The following is a 20193-nucleotide window of genomic DNA, read 5'->3' as shown; positions in this document are numbered from 1 at the left end:
CTCCTTAACGCACCGACTTGTCGTAAGGTAATCCTGAAGCAGCAGGTGCGTGTGATTTTCTGGCTGTAACCATGATTACTAATAATGATAGTAAGTATGGTGTAATTTGTAATAATGATGCGTAAGGTTTTAGACTAGGAATAAAGGCTCCTGAAGCATTTGAAAGTCCATATAAGAATGAGAAGACGAAGGCAATTATACATACTAAGAAAATGTTCCATTGACCCATAATCATAATCGCTAAGGCTAGATAACCATACCCTCTAACATCACCATTGAATGAGATTCCGTAAGCTTGTGAGAAGATTGCACCCGCAACACCGGCTATAGCGCCAGAGATTGCAACACCTTGTCATTTATATTTGTAAACATTAATACCAGCAACATCGGCTGCTTGTGGATTTTCACCAATACTTCTAAATCTTAAACCTCATTTGGTTTTGTATAAAGCAAAGGCTGCAACCGCAATAATAATTACTGTAATTACAAGTTTTCAAGAAATAATTTCTAAACTTAAAGTACTGTTTTTAACCAATTCAACTGAGTATTGTAGTTCAGCAATGTTTAAAATAGGTTTTTTATTTCCGTGTCCGTGAATTTCTAGCAAGATGATTGAAATACCAAAAGCTAGTAAGTTAATTGCAAAACCTGAAATTGTGTGTTCGCTTTTTAGTTTAATTGTTGCAAATCCGTGAAGTAGAGAGAATAATGATGCGAATAATGCAGCAAAAATTGTTCCTAAGATTTGTCATCAACCACTATTTGCAATATTTGGGTGTTTAACTAGTGCTGTGGCCAGTGTATCACTGAATGCTAAATAGCTAGCGGCCCCAATAACCATCATCCCGTTAATACCAATGTTAACAATACCTACTTTTTCACAGAATAGACCGCTGATTCCGCCAAGAGTAAAGATACAAAAGAATAGAATTAGTGATGAATAAACATTAAGTGTTAAGGCCATCTTGTACCTCCTTTTTCTTTAGTGTTTCCAGTGCCATGCGTAATCTTTGATCAATAATGTCGGCAAAAATTGGAGCATATTCGGCGTAAATAGATTTTAAATCAGCAGTTCTTTGTTGACTAATAGCAAATTTACCTGTTTTACCTAATTCTTTCATTTGATTAATTAATTCATATTTTTTCAAGTTAATTTGTTCAAAATGAACCAAAGTTTGCTCATCGGTATTTTTATAGTTCATTGCGTCAGCAAGATATTTATCTTGTAATTTCACGAATTCGCGATTTAATAATGAAACTTTATTTTTATTTGAAACTTCATTAATTTCTCAATTAATTTCATCAGCTTTAATTGTAGATAAACGTTGATTTAATGCTTCATTTTCATTTTTTGTAAATTCTGCAACTAAGGCTTTATTTTCGTTACGTAGTTGTTTAAGTTCGCTATTGTAATTTGGTGATACATATTGAGCTTTAAGAGATTTGATTTGTTCTTTTAAAGCAACTTTTACTGCTGACGCTTGTAATTTAATTTCATCTTTAGAGTAATTTAGTTCTGGATTATTTAAATCTTCTAGTTTATTATAGTAGACATTTTGAGCGTCAAGGATTGCTGAATTCAATTGACTGTAATTTGCCATTTTTTCTGCATGTTTTTGATTAATTAAATCATTAAGTTTTTGAGCTTGTTGAAGTTCAAATTTGGCAATTACAATTTTTGATTCTAATTTCGCAATATCTTCAAGATATTTTTGATTAATTAAATTCAATTTAGCAATTGTTTTGTCAGCGTTTTTGGTTGATACTGTGTATCTTGCGTTGTGATTTTGAGTTTTATTTCTTGCATTTAATTTAGCAATAGCTATATTATAACGTTTCAATTTAGAATAAGCTTTATATCTAGGGTCGCTCAACAATGCGAATTTTCCCCTAAAGTACACAATTGGTTTGAATTGGGTAAACATTATTGCAGTAGCTGCTAAGTATAGAATCATTGATGTAATAACTTGAACATCGTCTGGTTTTAGGTATAGAGGAGCTTTTTGCAATTTGTAGTTCGCTGTATATAGTGCTGTATAGAATAATGATGTAAAGATGATACCAATTGGAGAGTTTAAAGCTAATAAACTAATTGCGATACATTCAAAACCTAAGTTAAGAGGTTGGGTAACTGAGTCAAATCTTGCTGATAAACCCAAAACATAGTTAAAGAATCCTGCGACTCCGGCAATCATGGCTGAGAAAGCTAAAACTAACATTGTTAATTTTTTATCATTAACCCCCATGTATTTACCATTTGATTTAGACATACCCTGCATTCTAATTTTGTAACCTAAGCTTGTAAAACTGAAGACAAAGGCAACAGCAATTACTAACACTAATAAGATTACTAGACCAGCAATCGAAAATGCTTTTTTAACTTCTTGACTGATACCAACTATACCTGGGTTAGTACCTGTGTTAACATCATTAAAGTAATATGATATTTGGTTTAAACTGAATTCTGGTCAAATAACATTTGCAGATTTTTGTTGGAAACAAACCATTGCAATACCAACAATAATTCAGTTGATCATAATAGTTGAAATAACTTCATGCACATTTAAATATGCTTTCAAAACTCCTGCTATTAGACCTGCTATAAAAGCAAAAATCATAGAAAAGACTAGAGCTAATAATAGTAATCATACTGGAATAGAGGTATATGATGTGTAACCTAGTTTGATAAAAATACCAAATGAGGTTGCACCGGTAATCATCATTTGACCTGGAATACCAATGTTGAATAGTCCGGCCTTAAAGCTGATTGCACAAGCTAATGAGGAGAAGCCGAAAATCAATAAGTAGTTTAAAATAACTTCTTTGTTACTTGGTGATTTTAAACTATCAACAACATTAGTAAAGATTGCGAATGGGTTAATAATTCTGTGTTCAAGCAATGATGTTTTTAGAAAGATATAAACTAATGAAAGCACTATCCCAAAAAACAAAGCTCAAAGAGAAGAAGCAACCTTGCGACCAGTTGATTTTGTTTTGTCCATTTTGACAAATGAACTCATTTTTTCACTAATCTTGCTGAATGCTTCAATCATAACGTTTTTGCGTTTTATCATTTACTGCTCCCTCCTTTCTATTTTTAAAGTCTTTATAAATTTGTTCAAATGAAGATTTAGCTTCACTCAATTCATGTTTTCTTTGTTTGATGATAGCTTTGTGATTTTCCGAAGCTAATTTATAGTTATTTTTAAGTTCGACCAATGTTGATTTATCAACAACTTTAGAGTGTTGAGCAATGTATAAACTTGATTTAATTGAAGTTTTGTCTAATAACGCTTTTTCAATTAATTTAGCATATTTTTTATTTAGATATGTAATGTAACTATCTTTAGAATCTTCGATATCATTTGGATTAAATCATGAATCTTGTTCGTTTTGTGTACTTGATGACATGTATTTACCAATTTCTTCACGAGATGAAGATTTAGCATCGTTAATTGAAAGAATTTTACCTTCATTAATAACAGCAATTGTATCTGCTAGTGCCAATACTTCGTCTAATTCATATGAAATCAGCAAAATTGCTTTACCTTTTGCTTTTTCATTCAAGATTTGAGTATGAATATTAGTAATTGCACCAATATCCATACCACGTGTAGGTTGCACAATAATGATGAAATCATGTTCAAACATCATTTCACGTCCAACGATGAATTTTTGTTGGTTACCACCAGAAAGTGAACGTGCGATACTTTTAGCGCCTTGTGAACTTCTAACATCGTATTTTTCAATAATTTCATTAGTAAATTCTTTGATAGTTTTAGTTTTGAATACTCCGCCTTTTACGAATTCTTTGTCTCAAAGTCTTCTAATTACCGAGTTTTCTTGAATTGTGAAATCAAGAATTACACCGTGGTGGTGTCTATCGGCTGGGATGTAGGCAACATGCTGTTTGCTTCTATCTCACGCACCACTTTTTGTAATATCTTTAAATTCATATTCGTTTGTAGTGTTGTTAAATACTTTTAAGTGAACGGAACCTTTATGTGGTAGTTCAACACCACCACAGATGTATTCCAATTCTTCTTGTCCATTTCCAGCAACCCCTGCTATTGCGAAGATTTCACCGGCGTGAACATCGAAAGAAATGTTTTTTAAGTTTTTATTTAACTTGGTTGTTGTTATGTTTTTTAAAGAAAACACAACTTCTTTTTTCTCACATGGTATGTCATTTTTAACTTCAACAACATCGCTACCAACCATTGCTCTAATAATTTGATCCATGGTTGTATCTTTTAAGACAAAGTTTCCGGCAACTTTTCCCAAACGTAAAACAGTTGCAGTGTCGGCGACTTGTTCGATTTCTTTTAATTTGTGAGAAATAAAAATTATTGTTTTGCCTGCTTTTTTAAATATTTCAAATGAGTGCAATAACCCTTGAATTTCTTCATCGGTTAAAACGGCCGTTGGTTCGTCGAAAACCAAAATGTCATTTCCGCGATAAAGCATTTTCATGATTTCAACTTTTTGTTGAGTTGAAACAGTTGCATCTCCAGATTTTTGGAATAAATCAAAGTGCAATTTGTATGTATTTTGGAGTGCTTTTATTTTTTTAATAGCGATGTCTCTATTTAAGACACCAGCATTTTTTGTTCACTCCTCACCAAGGATTATGTTATCTAGGTTTGTATATACGTCAACTAATTTGAAGTGTTGGTGAACCATTCCGATACCCATTTCGTTCGCATCGTTTGGTCCAGAAAAAAGCACTTTGTTGCCGTTTATAAGGATTTCTCCGCTTGTTTGTTCGTAAAGACCAAACAAGATTGACATCAAAGTACTTTTACCAGCTCCGTTTTCACCAATTAATGCGTGAATTGTTCCTTTTTTAACTGCAAAAGAAACACTGTCATTAGCGGTAATTCCGGGGAATTTTTTAGTTACGTTAATGAATTCAACAGCATTCATTATTTATTTTTAATTATTAAAGCGGCATTAAGATCATTCATGCGTTGTTGAATGTTTTCAATTTCTACACCATCTTTAGTAGCTTTTGAAGAATGTAATCAATTTAATGTTTCTTGATCTAAAGATTTGAATAAGTTTTCGGCTTCATCTAGAGCTTGTTGGGCAAGAATTTGTTTGTCACCTTCAATGTGAGTTTTTGAAACTCCTACTCAACCTTTGTCATAACCATGGCTCATGATTGAATCTTTTTTATCAATTTCAAGTCCTTCAACATTTTTGCCTAACGCAAGTGCTGAAACCGCGTCATATGTAGATTGTCCAATATTTTTAACAATTGAAGTAAAGTATGTTTGTTGTTCGCTTGAAGCGGTTAATGCTTGGTCAACATCAACACCAACAATGTATTTTCCTTTACCATTAAATTTTTCATGTTTTGTTACTTGGAATGTAGTTTGACCAGCTACAGCCATAACCATTTTAGGGTCGGTTGATAGCATAGCATCAACAGAAGCGGTGTTTGTTTGATCTTGGTCGAAACCTGAACCTAAATCAACAGCTTTTGTAGTGGTATGTATTTTGGTTGAATCATTTTCTTGCTTGTCGTTTCAGTATAAGATACCCTTCATAAATCCTTCGTTAAAGTCAGTAACTCCAGGGAAGGCACCACCACCTAAAGTAGCAAACGATCTATCTTTATATTCTTTTTCTGTAGATAAGAATTTAGCAGCGGCATATCCCGCAACGAAAGCAGCTTCTTTAGTTTTGAAATCTTGGAATATTGCGTGTCCTTCTAAGTCTTTAACATTATCTAATGATGTATAGTCTGCACCAATTAAAACAATTCCCAATTCTTTAAATTTTTTGGCGTTTTCAGGTTTTTGTAAGAAAGCTGAAACATTTTGTTGATGTAGGAACCCGGGTAGTAATCATACTTGGTACTTACTATCTAAAGCTTCTCTATATGCTTGTTCATATTTTCCTTCTTTAACTTCAAGAACAGTATATTCGTTTGAACTTACACCATTTTGTTTATCAGCAAAAGTTAATAAACCTTCTCATGCTGATTGGTTGAATGATTTATCGTTGATGTCTCCACCATCGTTAATCATCACGATGCTTTTCATTTTTTGCCCTTCGGTGATACCAAATTCCTTGTTCAAAGTAATTTTTGTAACTGGGACTGTTGGTCTTTTAGGGTGAGTAAAATTTAGGTGTTTTACAGTAACACCATCAATTACTCCACCTTTATCGTTGCTACATGCAGCAGCAACCATAGGAAGTGTACCAAGCGCCGATACAGCTCCTAGTCCTAAAAGTAATTTATTTTTCATATTTTTTGCCTCCTAAATATGCGAAGCGAGTTTATTGTTAAACCGCTTGAATAAACTTTTTATGTTTATCTATCTATATTATATATTTATGTATAATAATATTCTTATTCCAGAAACTTTACCACATTTGAATATGGTAAAATTTCCAGTTTTACCAAAAAGTTAATTTTTGTGTATTATTATTCTTAAAATTTTAATTAATATATTTATTATAAAGTTTAAGAAAAGATAAAAATGTGGAAATTTTTATAATTTTTACGATTTTTTTTCAACGATTATATAAAAAAACTCAGCATTGCTGAGTTAAATAATTATTTACCGTTTCTTGAAATTTCAACTAGGTTTGAAAATACTTTAGGTTCGTTGATAGCTAATTCTGAAAGCATTTTTCTGTTAATTGTAATATTTGCTTTTTTAAGTCCGTTAATGAATTGTGAATATGTAACTCCTTCTGCTCTAGTAGCAGCATTGATACGCGCTATTCATAATTTTCTAAAGTTACGTTTAACTTGTTTACGGTCTCTAAATGCGTATGTTCATGATTTAACAACTGCTTGTTTAGCAACTTTATAACCTATTGATTTGTGTCCAAAATATCCTTTGGCTAGTTTTAGTCATTTTTTTCTTCTAGCTCTAGTAACTGTTCCGCCTTTAACTCTCATAGTTTCCTCTTTCTATATTATTGAATGTAAGGTTAATTAAAATAACCCTTTGAATCTTTTGATGTCAGATGCGTGCATTTGAACAGATTTACGTGCTTGACGTTTTTGTTTTGTAGTTTTATTTTGGGCTAGGTGTGAACGGTAAGCTTGTTCTCTTAAAACTTTTCCTGTACCTGTAATTTTGATACGTTTTTTAAGAGCACTTTTTGTCTTCATTTTAGGCATAATTACTCCTTAAATTAATCAAAATTATTTTTCATCGTCGAATTCTTCGTCGTCAGAATCATCATTTTGATCTTGTGTAGTGTTCTTATCTACTATATTATTCTCTTTCTTATATTTAGCAACCTTAACTTTATTTGGTTGTAGGTATAGATCAAGAAATCTATTATTCACTAACGTCGCCTCTTTGGTAATTTCAGCAATGTCCTCCAATAATTGGAAGAATCTATTCATTGTGTCATAACCTAATTCTGGACGAGCCATTTCACGTCCACGATATTTTAAACTAACCTTTAGACGGTCACCATCTAGCAAGAATTCTCTCGCTTTACGAGCTTTCACTTGTAAATCATGGTCCCCTATCATAACTGTTAATCTGATTTGACGATTTTGAATAATTGTTTGTTTTTCCTTAGCAGCTTTTTGCTTTTTCTTTCTTTCATACTTGAATTTTCCGTAATCCAATATTCTAGCAATAGGTTTTGGCTCAACACTTATTAGCACTAAGTCCATTCCGTATTCACGAGCAATTTCAATAGCTTCTCGTGTAGGCTTGACCCCTATTTTATCCCCTTCGGGTCCGATTAAAAAGACTTTTGAAAAAGGGATGTTTGAATTTATCATGTGTTCTGCTGCAGGTTTTTTGTTTCTAGTATTTGTTGGTTGAATAATAACTCCTTTATAATAGATAATTAAAATTAAAATAAAAGTGGTATCTCCACTTTCTAAACTACATCTTAAAAAAGATTTTAATTGTAGCTAGAAACCCAAGGCTATGGCCATCAGGTGAGATGTAATCTACTTTCTGCAATTAAATATTGCTTATTCATTTTACCATAAACTTATTAATTAATAATTAAATTAAATTTGTTCTTTATTTTCTCTTTGTTTTGTTTATTTGCATCATAAAAAGTGAAATAAAATGGCACAAAGGCCATTCAAATTATTAATTTAATCTTTTTAAAGAACAAATTCTACATTAATAATTGCTTTTTGTTCGTTTACTTGATAACTAAATTCTTCTTTATGTTCATCTAGATATTTAATGACAGCATTTCACATGTTTTGATCATCTAGGTTCATGATTACATCGGCGCCATTTTCGCCTTGTTCTCAAATATCATCCAGTTCTCTTTCTAAACGAGCAATAGCTTTTTTAGTATTTGTTTCATCGTGTAATAAGATTTCCATAATGTTCCTCCTAATGTCTTTAATTTTAACTTTATTTTCATTTTTTACATAATATTCAGGCGATTATTCTTTTGATTCTACTTGAAGTGTAACGTTTTGAAACGCATGCATCGACAAATTCATCATAGGTTTTCAAGTGAGAATTCTTCAGTAATAAATTCTCAATACCTTCGCTAATTAATTTAATTTTTCTCAATTTATTTATAGGGGTTTTAGTTAAAATATTAATGAATTTTTTATAGTCTTTTTCTATAAAACGCGGATGAGATATTTTCATCGGTGAGTAGTTAGAAATATCTTCGTTATTTTTTAATTTAGTTCGTAAAAGTGAGGCTGAAGCAAAGTTTTGATTTGTTAGTTGCGAATGAAAAGGAATATTTCGTTCGATTGTAAAAATTTCAATATTGTAATTATTATTTACTATTGATTTAACATATTCAAAACCTAGAATATCATTTGGCATATCAAAATTTTCGCCAGTTAATTCTATTAAAGCAGAAGCAAAAGCTTTTGGATAAGCAAGTTTTTCTTTCTTGATATAGTGTCTAATAACATGATTAAATTCATCGATGTTATTTTTCAAAAATTTAGCTACTCTTATCATGCGATCTGGATTGTTTGTTTCTGAACCGAAGACAATTTTATTGACTCCCGCTCTATACAGTTTTTCGATTGCGTTATGGGCAAAGATGTGTGCTGCTTGAACTGTTTCTTTAAAAGTTAATTTGAGAACTTTATTAATACCGTATTTTTTAGCAATTTTTTTCCTATTATTAAAACTCGTGATTGTATATTCACCTCGTTGTGAAAATTTATCACTCATAATAACAATTATTTTTTCGTTTGGAAAATTCTGTTTTATTCAATTAATTTGTCTAATATGTCCATTGTGAAAAGGATTATATTCTGCCACGATACCTATTGCCATTGTCGCCTCCTATTAGAAATACAAGTTAATTGATCAGCATCAAGAAATTTATATATTTTGTTATTATTATAAAAAAATTAATTATAATAATTACGAAATTATGCCCAAGTGGTGGAATGGTAGACACCGTAGACTCAAAATCTACTGGAGAAATCCGTGCAGGTTCAAGTCCTGTCTTGGGTACCATATCAATTGTGACCAAATTGCAACTAAGATGTTGCAATTTTTATTGTTTTTTGTCAATAAAAAACCGACATTATTGTCGGTTGGAATTAAAGTTGTTTCTTGCGTTTAACTATCATTCTTCAAATTGCCACAGTTAATAAAGCCAACGGTAGTAATATTGTTAAAAACACAATTACCAAATAAGCTCTCATTCATAACTTGTTACGATCACGACGAGAATTTTCTATTTGTTCGTGAATATCGACACTTCTTTCTCCTAAAAAATCACCCAAATCCGCTAGTCGTTTTTTATCGATCAATTTCATTGTGACATAGAAGCCAATTAATAGTGCCATTACAATTGTGCTTATTAGGCAAAATAGAGGTGTATTTCCAAACCCGTTATCAAGAATTTCTTTTCAATTAAGCTTTAGTTTGAAAGTTGGTTCGTAATTAATTTCTGTTATACCTTTTGAATAAATTCCGTACACAATAGCTGTAACTAAACCTAAGTAAGTAAGCACAAATATCAAACATCATGTTAAGTCTACACCTTTGAGCACTATTCTACGGTAGGCTAAATGGAAAGTATTTGAGCTTGTTTTGTCACCCAATTCTAATGCCTCACGATAACGCTTAACAGTGTTAGACCATTGAATATTTTCAATCATATTTTTAATACCGAGTGCTAAAAATATTCCAGCTGTAATTCCAAAGGCGATTAGATAACCCCAGTAGCTTTCGACAAAAGGTCCTACTTTTAAATAAGCTAACACAAAAAATATAATTGCGGCCGTCATGATTGTAAAACAAATTGTCATGTTGATTGTTTTGATGTTTTTTTCTGTTCTTATGACTCTAAATGGTCTAGGAGAGATTTGATTTTTAGGATCTCTTACAATTTTTCCTTCCAGATTTTGGTCATTACTAGATTTAACTATTTCAATTGTGGATGTATCGTTTATCGGTTTTCACTTCATATTTTGTTACCTTTCAGTTTCTATAATATTATATATTCTTTATTTTGAATACAAACTTGTTCCATAAAATGTGGAAATTTCTACTTTTTTGACAGTTTTGGAGCTGATTTCAGATAAAAAAGTAAAAAAAATTTTTTCGTCTTTATCTTTTAGTGTTTATAATTATTGCGTTATGTTAAAAACAAATTTATTTTCACGTATTAAAAATATTAATGGAATGGCATTTTGAGCTATTTCGATTTTGAATTAATACCTGTGAAATGAATTTAAGATAAAAATTTATGTAAAAGCAGGTAAAAACACCTGCTTTTTTGAAAAACTATAGAGGAGCTTCCTACATTAGTAAATAGTTGAGCAGGCGTGCAATGAAACTATTAAAAGGGTAAGGAAGCCGAATTGATTATCTGGGCACAGAAATCAATGGCAACAATGCATAACAGTTTGTTGTTCTTTGGAAAATTCCATTGGAGCTATAGTCTACATCTTAATAAATACATTTTATTATTTTGTAAGACTAGGGCTAGAGTCTTACAAAATTTTTATTTTCAGACGGCAAGTCAAAAAAACATAACGAATACTAAGCATGAAAAAACAATTAAATGTTTTCGCGAAAGGAAAAAAATATGAAATTAAAAACAAAATTACTTCTCGCACCCCTGACGTTATCATCGTCACTACCATTAGTGACAATAGCTGCGTCATGTTCACAGACAGATAATCAATATGTCAAGGCGAGAGCAACTAGAACAGCAATTAATAGTGTTTATTCTGAATCGGCTTACCACACTGATAGATCTAACTCATATGGTGGTTGATCAAATCGTAACGAAGAAAACTTAGCAGCATTATTAATTAGAAAAACAACAAAAAATGATGCAGTTATTAATAATTTGGGTAATGATAAGTATGAAATTGTCGCCCCTTCTGTATGAGGTTACAAATTAGAACTTGCAGGTAAATTTATTGTTACTGATAATAATGGTACCAAACAAGAATTTGACAAAGATGATTTCGATGTTAATATCGAACCAGAAAACGGCAAAACATACAACTATGCAATCTATCAAGGATATTCAAAAAACCCTAAGTCAATTAACTCAAAAGAATTTTTCAAAGCTTTAAAAACTGCCAAAAAAGTTCAAATTGAAGTTAAAAAAGGTGTTAAATGAGTTGATAAAAAAGGTGAAGAAACTAAATACGAAGTTGTTGCAAAAGACTTTTACGTTTCGTACTTAAGAACCTATTCATTAGGTGTAAGTGAAAGAGTGAAATTTGCTGCTGAAGACAATGTTGATAAAGAAAAAATTACTAAATTAGACGCTGCAACGAACAAAATTTTAGTACCTAACTCAAGTTTTTTTACAAATAAAGTCCGTTATCCAAACGAATATTTATACGAACTATTTGGTATTGAATCAAAAGATTTTCTTGACGAGAGTAAATTCCTTGAAGATGATAAAGTTACATTTAACAAAAAATCAACTGAAGGAACTGCTGAATTTGCTGATTTAATTGATAACCTAGCTTCTTCACAAGAATTTAATGCAGCTCCTAGTGAATATATTGACGAAGTTAACAAATCTGGTAACTTACCAAACATCACATCAAAATCAACTGAAGCTAAATTTGAGTCTGAATTAGTTAAATCGCTTCCAAAAGATAATAAATTAGCAATCGCTGGTGTTTATTGATATGGAATAGACCCTGAATACACATTATATGCAGGCCCATACATTTATGAAGGTTATTCAAAATCAACATCTGAAGAAAAATATGTAATGAATACTAAATACGCAGATCAAGATTGAGTAAATAGTGATTCATCTGTTAGAACTATTATTCAAAGATATCAAGGTAGCGGTGATTCTGAACAATTCAAACAAGCATTATGAAATGACTTTAAAAAAGGTCGTCTAACTAGTTTGCCTTATTCATTAATTCCAACAAACAATACAACAGATGTTGCTAAACACCCTGAAAAATATGGAGTTAAATATTATCAAACTTTAAATAAAAGTAAAATTGGTGCCGAACAATTCTGAAATATGTTACCACATATTTCAGTACCTAAAACAAGTCCTACACGTAAAGGTAGTGATGGTAAACCAGCTCCTTTTGATGTAAATAATGAAGATGATTTAAACGAATATCTAAAAAATGTCACATTTAACGACGCATTTTCTAAACTTTTATATGGTGTAGATAGAAAAGAATTAATTAAAGGTACTGTGAAAGGCGAAGAAAAACTAATGAATTTATTTGCCGGTCGTGGTTTAATCTTTAGAAGTTTAATTACTTCAGCATTTAATTTTGAAGGCATTGCTCAAAAAGTAAGTGCACATAAACAAAAAATGAATATTTCTGCTTTTGCACTAGATGCAAAAATAGGCGGTAATGATGTTGATGGGCACGAACAAGAAAATTATCTACGTGTTCGTTACAAAGATATTAATAAATTATCATTCATTGGTACTGATTACAAATTAAGCAAACCAGTTGAATATCAAGAATTCTTCGCTGCACAAAATGATGCTAAATCTGAACTAGAAGCCTTTAAATCGCCAAACTTTGTAGAAGTTAAGAAGGAAATGAAGAAATTGCTTGATGAGGCTGGAATCAAGCAAAATGAAAAAGTTTCATGAACACAAGCCTTTAGATGAGTTAATTTTAACCCGGTTTTATTTGAACAGGTTTACAAATTAATGCCTCAAATAATCAATGATCTTGACCCTCGTTTGGACTTTAAATCAGTTAAATTTAATTCTGGAAATGAATTAACTCAATTCTGAGGTCATCACATTCATGGCTGAAGTCCTTATACAATAGGTGGTTGAGGATATGACACTAACTCAATTGGTTCAGGATTTGATGGAATGGTTAATGTATCAAATGCTGATATTGCATTAATGATTTTGGGTTTACAACCAACTGAAGTCAAAGCAAAAGAAACTAAATCAAATTTACAAAAAGCATTACCAGAATTAGTTAAAATGTCAGAAGCTCTAGTTAAATTTATTAAAGAAGAACAATCAGCTAATAGAATCAAGGTGAGATTCAACGTTGAAGACCTTGCCAAATTATCAACTGAGGAGTTAACTACATTACGTGACGAATGGACACAATGTTCAATTGAAAACGGAAAATTAAAGATTGTTAATGACAAACAAGTCTTCACTGAAAGAGGGGCTATTACAGCCAAATTCTTTAACAAATACGTAAAAACTTTAACCAATGAACAAAACATTAAATTATTAAATGAATTTACTGTATATCTAGGTGTTCCAGTTGAAAGTAGATTCACCTCTATTGCAGGTTTTGTTCCTTCGCTATCAAATAAAAATTACATTATTCCATTTACTGCCGCTGAAGCACAATGAGCAATGGATACAAAAGTGGTTGTTGAGAAAACAAAAAATAACAAATAATAAAAACAATGTTTAAATATATATTTAAAAGAATGGCACTTGCCATTCTTACATTGTTTATTATTCTAATTTTCTCATACACACTAATTGTAATTTTCATTAAAAACCCTTATGAAATCAAATTAATTAATGAAACAGATAACTTGCTTAGACAACAATATGAAGCAAAATCTCAAGCTTTTAAAGCTATCCCTGTTTTTACTAAAATAGCAACATATTTCAGTAAATTTTTCTCGGGTGATTTTGGTGAAATTTATATACCTCAGCAAGGTTATAATAATATTCCAGAGTTGTTCTTTGGACCATTAGGTTGATCAATTTTAATTTCATTACCTTCGTTTATAATCTCGGCATCATTAGGAATTTTAATTGGTGTTTTAGCAGGATATAAACGTGGTACATGAATCGATAACTTAATAAACGCTTTTGTATTCGTGTTTATTGCCGTACCAAGTTTTATTTTAGCCCCTATGTTTTTAAACGTTTTCCAAAAACTTGGATTTGATATTAGATTCATTTCACCATTTGAAATCGGTGATGGCTGGTCTGCGACTATTAAATCAGTAATTCCAGCCATAACAGTAGTTAGTCTTGGTTCATTAGCTGGCTACACATTATACTCACGTAATCAAGTTGTCACGGTATTGACTTCTAATTATGTATTAATCGCCAAAACTAAAGGATTAAGTGGCGGAGCTATTTTTAGAAAATATGTTTTAAGAAATATCTCAATTCCTTTAGCAACAATCATCATCCCTTCATACTTAATTTTGTTATCCGGATCTATTGTTGTTGAAAAATTCTGATTTATACCAGGTTCTGCAACTATTATTGCAAACTCATTCCCGGCGGGAGAAATTAACATTGTAATGTTTAATATTTTCTTTTTCACCACATTAGGGTTATTCACACAAGTTATTGTCGATATTTCTTACCCACTTATCGACCCAAGAATTAAATATGAAGCAAGTAGCGGTATTAATTTATTCAATATTATTTCTGCTGCTAAGAAACGTAAATTAGAGTATCAAACGATGCTTAATAAGCAAAATAATGCTGCAATCAATAAGGAAGGAGGTGAGTAATATGAGTTTATCCGCAACTGAATTTAATAAAAAATACGGAATTAGTGCTGAACTCCAAGAAAAAATTAAAATTTCTAAAGATGATAAAATCAGTAATAACATTGCTGGTAAACCTAAAATTTTACTAGTTGAAATACTAAAAAGATTTTTTACAAACCCGGCCGTATTAATTGCTTTTATAGTCTTTGTCGCAATTATTTTAATTTCAATAATTGTTTCAGTAACTTCGGATTATCCAGGCGTTCAGAGAATTGATGCTGGTTGATCTTCTGAAGATAAAATTAGAAATATTGAATCATTACCTCCAATGTTCAGTCGTATAAAGGAAACGAGTGATCAAACTATTATAAACAACCTCGAAACTTGAAAAAACAATGATTTATACAGCCCTTATTTTAGAAACTATGTAAATTTCACTAAAACAAGTCCATCAACACTTACTTATGACCCTTACAACTATTATGAAGGCGCTCAATTATGGGCAAAAATTAGAGATATAGAAAAATCATTGCCTCAAGATCGAAGTCTAGCAAGTGTTCTTACTGACCAAAAACTATCTGAATTAATTAACTCAATACCAAAATTACACACTTATTTTGGTACTAATATTCATGGTGCTGACATTTGAACAACAGTTTGAAAAGGAACTTTAGAATCAATTTGAATTGCTTTATTTGTTGCAACAGTGGAAATTATTATCGGTGTATTTGTTGGTGCATATTTAGGTTTCAATGCCGGTAAATGATTGGACACATTTATGATGCGTGTGATAGAAATATTCACATCGCCGCCTTCAATTATTTGATTATTACTATTTGTTACAATTTGAGGAACAAATCCTTGAGTTCTAATTGCTGGTTTACTATTTGTTGGTTGAACTGGACCTATTGGAGTAACACGTTTATTCATCATCACTGTTAAAGACGAAGAATACATTATGGCTGCCAAAAGTATTGGTGCAAGCGAATCAAGAAGAATCTTCTTACACGCATTACCGGCAATTTTAGGTAAAATTGCAATGAGTTATGTGCGTAGAATTCCTTCTGTAATTCTTTCGATTGCTTCATTAGCCTTCCTGGGATTCTTTAAAGATGATAATTCTGCAAACCTTGGTAAATTTATGCTTGATAATTTAGAATCATCGAAAGAAAATCCTTGGTTATTATTCTTACCAGCTCTGATATTGTTGGGTATTTCAATCAGCTTGCAATTTATCGCAGTTGGTTTACATGATGCCTTAGATCCCAAAGTAATTAAGGTTAAGAGATAGGAGAAACATGAAAAAAAATAATTTAACTTCACTTGAAACTCTTCCTTTAGAAAACGACTTACTTATGGATGTGGAAAATTTAAGAGTTGACTTTAAAAACGGACGAAAAAACTTTATTAGAATCGTCCGTGGTCTTGATTTAAAAATTAAAAAAGGTGAAATTGTTGGTTTAGTTGGTGAGTCTGGTTCAGGAAAATCAGTGACTTCAAAAGCTTTAATTAATGTTAATGAAGGCGCATTCTTCGTATCTGATAAAATGCAAATCGACAATTTAGATTTAACCAAAATAACAAACGAAAAACAATGACAGGGAATAAGGGGACATTATATTGGTTACATTCCCCAAGACCCCCTTACATCTTTAAACCCAACCCGTAAAATTGGAAAACAATTATTAGACGCTTTGGACTTAAATAGTGAATGAAGCACTAAACCTTACACTGAAAAACGTAAATATTTAATCGGTTTACTAAGTGAATTTGGTATCGCTAACGCTGAAGAAATATTTGACCGTTACCCTCATACCTTGTCAGGAGGAATGAAACAAAGGGTTGTAATTACTATGGTTGTTGCCTTAAAACCAAAACTAATTATTGCTGATGAACCAACAACAGCATTAGACCCAACAGTTCAAGCATCGGTGCTAGCATTATTTGAACGTATACGTCAAACAATGAATATTTCAATTATTTTAATTAGTCATAACATTAGTGTTGTTGCTAAGTTCTGTGATTATATTTATGTAATGTATGCTGGTAGAATCGTTGAAAGAGGAACTAGAAAAGACATCTTTACTGACCCCCGTCACCCTTATACATGAGCTCTTATATCAGCAATTCCTGAAAACTCACTAGACCGATTATATTCGATTAAAGGAACACCTCCAGACATGGCTAATTTACCACTTGGAGATCCGTTTGCCCCTAGAAATGAATATGCTTTGGAAATTGATTTCCATAAAGAACCCCCTTTGCTACCGGTGAAAAAACGCCATGCAGCAGCAACATGATTGTTACACCCTGACGCACCAAAAGTTGAACTTCCTAAAGATTTATTAATTAGATTAGAAAGTTTCAGAAAGGTATTTACTGAAGATGAAGAAAAATAATTCTAAACCAATTTTGGAAATACAAGGTCTTAAAAAATATTTCACCAATGGTGGTATTGTTAATAAAGCTGTTGATGATGTAAGTTTTGACTTACATGAAGGTGAAATTGTAGGTTTAATTGGCGAATCTGGTTCTGGAAAGACAACTGTTGGTCGTTCATTGCTTCGTCTTTACGACGATTTCAATGGATTTGTAATGTTAGACGGTTCAGTTATCAGTGGTAAACGTATTTCAAGAAGTCAAACAAAATTTTTACGTAAAAACATTCAAATGATATTCCAAGACCCACATGCTTCATTGAACGGTCAAAAGAATATATACACAACTTTAAAAGAACCTTTAATTGTAAATGGTATTGTCAAAAACCAAGTTAAAGATATTTTTAAAGATTGAGTTGATGTCAAGGAAATGTATTTCTATACATTCCAACATAAATATAAAACACTAAGATTGCAAAATCTTGAATCAATAAACATTTTAGCTAAAGACTTTTTCCCTGATTGGGTTGAAAAATTTAAAACCTGAACATTTGATAAGAGTCTAAGTTTTGAGGATAATTTTAATAGCTACTATTCATATTTAGAAGAGAAACAAAATATGGAAAGTCAAATTGTTAACAATTTATACCGCAATACTGATGAACTAATGAGTTTTTATTTTGAAAAACAACAGGACTTTAGAAATTCTAATTTAGAACTTGATGAAACTGAATTAAAGTTAGCTAAAGAAAAATATTTAAAAACACTCAAATTGTCCAAAATGACTCTAAAACAATACAACGCGGAACAAAAAATACGTGTGTGACAGAGTGAAATTAAACAATTAGTTAAAAATAGAAAGCTTGAAAAAGCAACCAATAAAAACACTTTTGATAACTTTATTACTGAATATCATAAAGATGCAATCATATATAGAAATGCGAAATGAATTTCTACAAAACTAGATATGTATCTTCACAATATTAAAAATCAGTATTTATCTAAAAAGTTGAATAAGGTTACTAGACAATTAAGATCTTGTCTAAAAGAACTTAAATACACTGAAGTTCGTGATGTTATTAATGAATTAGAAGATTACTCAAAAAACTTCTTCAATAAATATTTATTAGATATCAAATACACGCCAGAAGTTAAGAAAGAAATACTATTATGTATTGAAAATAATTTTTATTTTAATTTCGAGAAACACGTGAAGTTGAATGCAAATAATTTAAATGAATTTAACAAAAAAATTACTAATTTAAAAGATAAAATTCAAGCCAATAAATCTATCGTGGTTGATAAACAAAAAACTGCAACTCCACAACAAATTGCGGACGCTAAAGCTGCTTATGATAAAGCAGTCGAAGTTAATAAAGCAATGCTTGCTGAATATGTGATTGAACACGAAGCTTCTATTGCTAAACTTGATAAAAAAATTCAGGAAGCGGATAAACAATATCATTTGTTAAAAGATATGCAAACTATTACAAATCTTGAAGTTATGAAGGTTCATAGTAGTTTTATTAATGAATTAAAATCATATATGAACGATGCTAAAGCAAAAGGTGAATCTAAAGAGAATTTATTAGAAATTAAAAAATCAATAAGTTTATATCAATCAAAGGTTGAAACAAAACTTGCAACTCTAAAATCTTTTGAAATTGAAGCTAAATATTTAAACCGCGATATTAAGGCAATTAAGGTATTGCTAGGTATCGATACTTCTACCGCTGTTGACTCTAAATTTGTTAAGATTTTAAAAACATTATCTGGAAACATTGTTGCCAAAATTATGATTGGAAACTTATTGATCAAGACAACAATCTATAAATCACTAGAAGATGTCGGATTACTTAAACAATTTGCTTATCGTTATCCTCACGAATTCTCTGGAGGACAACGTCAAAGAATTGTTATTGCCCGTGCGTTAATTACACAACCAAAAGTAATTGTTGCAGATGAACCAATTGCTTCGTTAGATATTTCAATTCAAGCACAGGTTGTTAATTTATTAAAAGATTTATGTGAAAAGAAAAATATCGGTATGATTTTTATTGCTCATGATTTATCAATGATTGAATATATTGCTGATAGAGTACAAATTATGCACTATGGTAAGATAGTTGAAAGTGGGGATACTGACAAAGTTTATCAAAAACCAGTTCACCCTTACACTATTAACTTATTTAAAGCAATACCTAAAATTTCAAATGCAAATGAGAAGTTTGAAAATATTAATTTCGAATTAACTTATTTACAAGGACAACAATATCCTAACGTGCCTGAACTGTTCAAAGTAGAACAAGACCACTATATTTACGGCACTAAGGCACAAGCAAAGGAATGAGCAAGTGCATTTAATCTTTCAGTAGAACAAGTGGACGCCAAAACAATTAAATAATGAAAAATTATTTTAAAGAATCATTTAAACGTACTAAAACCATCCATTTTTCAGTAGTTTTGGTATTAGGATTAGCTCTATTTATTGCTGTGGTTCTTGCCCAACATTTTGGAAATAAATATAACGGAAATTTAAAATACGTATTTGGCGATGCTTTCTTAGCTACTGGATTATTATATTTATGCTATGGAGTTATTACGCTATCTATCAAAGCTGGATTAGGTTCTGGTTTAGTTAAAATTAGTCAAAACCGCAACCAGTCAAAACTCCAGTTAAAAATTAATAAGTTGCAAAGGAATGCTTCACTAAGTACCGACCAACGTATTGAATTGCGTGTACTTAGTGATGAACTAGAGCAACTAAAAACTAAACAATCTCAAAACGAGAAAGTTAAACATTACAATTTTATATTTTGATTATTAGTAATATTAGGAATAGTATTATTATTAGTCTCAATTTCGTTAACCTATTTATAATAATCAGCCGTTACTGATCAAAATCTAACCTGAGGGTTAGA

At 31.0% G+C, this 20193-nt stretch carries 16 protein-coding genes, 1 tRNA gene and 1 riboswitch; of the genes, 7 read left to right on the top strand and 10 right to left on the bottom strand.

The window, feature by feature from the left end:
• Positions 1-4 precede the first annotated feature (4 nt).
• The 9 genes from NW238_RS03395 to NW238_RS03355 form a co-directional block, all read right to left on the bottom strand.
• Positions 5-964 (bottom strand): ABC transporter permease, encoded by a 960-nt coding sequence (locus tag NW238_RS03395; RefSeq protein ID WP_258451812.1) that lies wholly within the window; start codon positions 962-964, stop codon positions 5-7.
• A complete protein-coding gene (locus tag NW238_RS03390) occupies positions 948-3074 on the bottom strand; it encodes an ABC transporter permease subunit (protein WP_258451810.1) in 2127 nt (708 codons plus the stop codon). The genes NW238_RS03395 and NW238_RS03390 overlap by 17 nt, the downstream gene beginning before the upstream one ends.
• Positions 3028-4926, bottom strand: a complete 1899-nt coding sequence (locus NW238_RS03385) for an ABC transporter ATP-binding protein (RefSeq protein ID WP_258451809.1) — start codon at positions 4924-4926, stop codon at positions 3028-3030. The genes NW238_RS03390 and NW238_RS03385 overlap by 47 nt, the downstream gene beginning before the upstream one ends.
• Positions 4926-6257: a BMP family ABC transporter substrate-binding protein gene (locus tag NW238_RS03380; RefSeq protein ID WP_258451808.1), complete on the bottom strand. Its 1332-nt coding sequence runs from the start codon at positions 6255-6257 to the stop codon at positions 4926-4928. The genes NW238_RS03385 and NW238_RS03380 overlap by 1 nt, the downstream gene beginning before the upstream one ends.
• A 311-nt stretch (positions 6258-6568) precedes the next feature.
• Positions 6569-6919, bottom strand: a complete 351-nt coding sequence (rplT, locus tag NW238_RS03375; RefSeq protein ID WP_171111822.1) for a 50S ribosomal protein L20 — start codon at positions 6917-6919, stop codon at positions 6569-6571.
• A gap of 36 nt (positions 6920-6955) precedes the next feature.
• On the bottom strand, positions 6956-7144 hold the full coding sequence (gene rpmI, locus NW238_RS03370) for a 50S ribosomal protein L35 (RefSeq protein WP_004419201.1): 189 nt from the start codon (positions 7142-7144) through the stop codon (positions 6956-6958).
• 24 nt (positions 7145-7168) lie between these two features.
• Positions 7169-7765, bottom strand: coding sequence for a translation initiation factor IF-3 (gene infC / locus NW238_RS03365; RefSeq protein ID WP_216505702.1), 597 nt, complete (start codon positions 7763-7765; stop codon positions 7169-7171).
• Positions 7766-8101: 336 nt separating this feature from the next.
• Positions 8102-8332 carry a hypothetical protein gene (locus NW238_RS03360; RefSeq protein WP_216505691.1) on the bottom strand — a complete coding sequence of 77 codons (231 nt, stop codon included), beginning with the start codon at positions 8330-8332 and terminating at the stop codon, positions 8102-8104.
• A gap of 31 nt (positions 8333-8363) precedes the next feature.
• Entirely contained in the window at positions 8364-9260 is an 897-nt protein-coding gene (locus tag NW238_RS03355) for a nucleotidyltransferase (RefSeq protein WP_216505690.1), read from the bottom strand.
• 102 nt (positions 9261-9362) lie between these two features.
• Between NW238_RS03355 and NW238_RS03350 the strand changes: the two genes are divergently transcribed.
• A tRNA-Leu gene (locus tag NW238_RS03350) sits at positions 9363-9446 on the top strand.
• 86 nt (positions 9447-9532) lie between these two features.
• Here the strand turns inward: NW238_RS03350 and NW238_RS03345 are convergent.
• Positions 9533-10405 (bottom strand): MSC_0882 family membrane protein, encoded by an 873-nt coding sequence (locus tag NW238_RS03345; RefSeq protein ID WP_216505689.1) that lies wholly within the window; start codon positions 10403-10405, stop codon positions 9533-9535.
• A gap of 314 nt (positions 10406-10719) precedes the next feature.
• Positions 10720-10886: riboswitch (Lysine riboswitch) on the top strand.
• 142 nt (positions 10887-11028) lie between these two features.
• Here NW238_RS03345 and NW238_RS03340 point away from each other — a divergent pair.
• The 6 genes from NW238_RS03340 to NW238_RS03315 are packed head-to-tail and all read left to right on the top strand — an operon-like array spanning position 11029 to position 20152.
• On the top strand, positions 11029-13830 hold the full coding sequence (locus NW238_RS03340) for an OppA family ABC transporter substrate-binding lipoprotein (RefSeq protein WP_216505688.1): 2802 nt from the start codon (positions 11029-11031) through the stop codon (positions 13828-13830).
• A gap of 8 nt (positions 13831-13838) precedes the next feature.
• A complete protein-coding gene (locus NW238_RS03335; protein WP_216505687.1) occupies positions 13839-14915 on the top strand; it encodes an ABC transporter permease in 1077 nt (358 codons plus the stop codon).
• A 1-nt stretch (position 14916) separates the two neighbouring features.
• Complete coding sequence (locus NW238_RS03330; RefSeq protein WP_258451807.1) at positions 14917-16185, top strand: ABC transporter permease; 1269 nt, start codon at positions 14917-14919, stop codon at positions 16183-16185.
• A 7-nt stretch (positions 16186-16192) separates the two neighbouring features.
• On the top strand, positions 16193-17293 hold the full coding sequence (locus NW238_RS03325) for an ABC transporter ATP-binding protein (protein ID WP_216505686.1): 1101 nt from the start codon (positions 16193-16195) through the stop codon (positions 17291-17293).
• Positions 17280-19676: an ATP-binding cassette domain-containing protein gene (locus NW238_RS03320; RefSeq protein ID WP_216505685.1), complete on the top strand. Its 2397-nt coding sequence runs from the start codon at positions 17280-17282 to the stop codon at positions 19674-19676. Before NW238_RS03325 ends, NW238_RS03320 begins: the two co-directional genes overlap by 14 nt.
• Entirely contained in the window at positions 19676-20152 is a 477-nt protein-coding gene (locus NW238_RS03315) for a hypothetical protein (RefSeq protein WP_216505684.1), read from the top strand. Before NW238_RS03320 ends, NW238_RS03315 begins: the two co-directional genes overlap by 1 nt.
• Positions 20153-20193: the final 41 nt, after the last annotated feature.

It is taken from the genome of Mycoplasma zalophidermidis, from assembly GCF_024742155.1.
GTDB lineage: Bacteria > Bacillota_I > Bacilli_A > Mycoplasmatales > Metamycoplasmataceae > Mycoplasmopsis > Mycoplasmopsis zalophidermidis.
The sequence above is the reverse complement of the archived record's forward strand: the minus strand, read 5'-3'. Positions and strand labels throughout refer to the sequence as shown.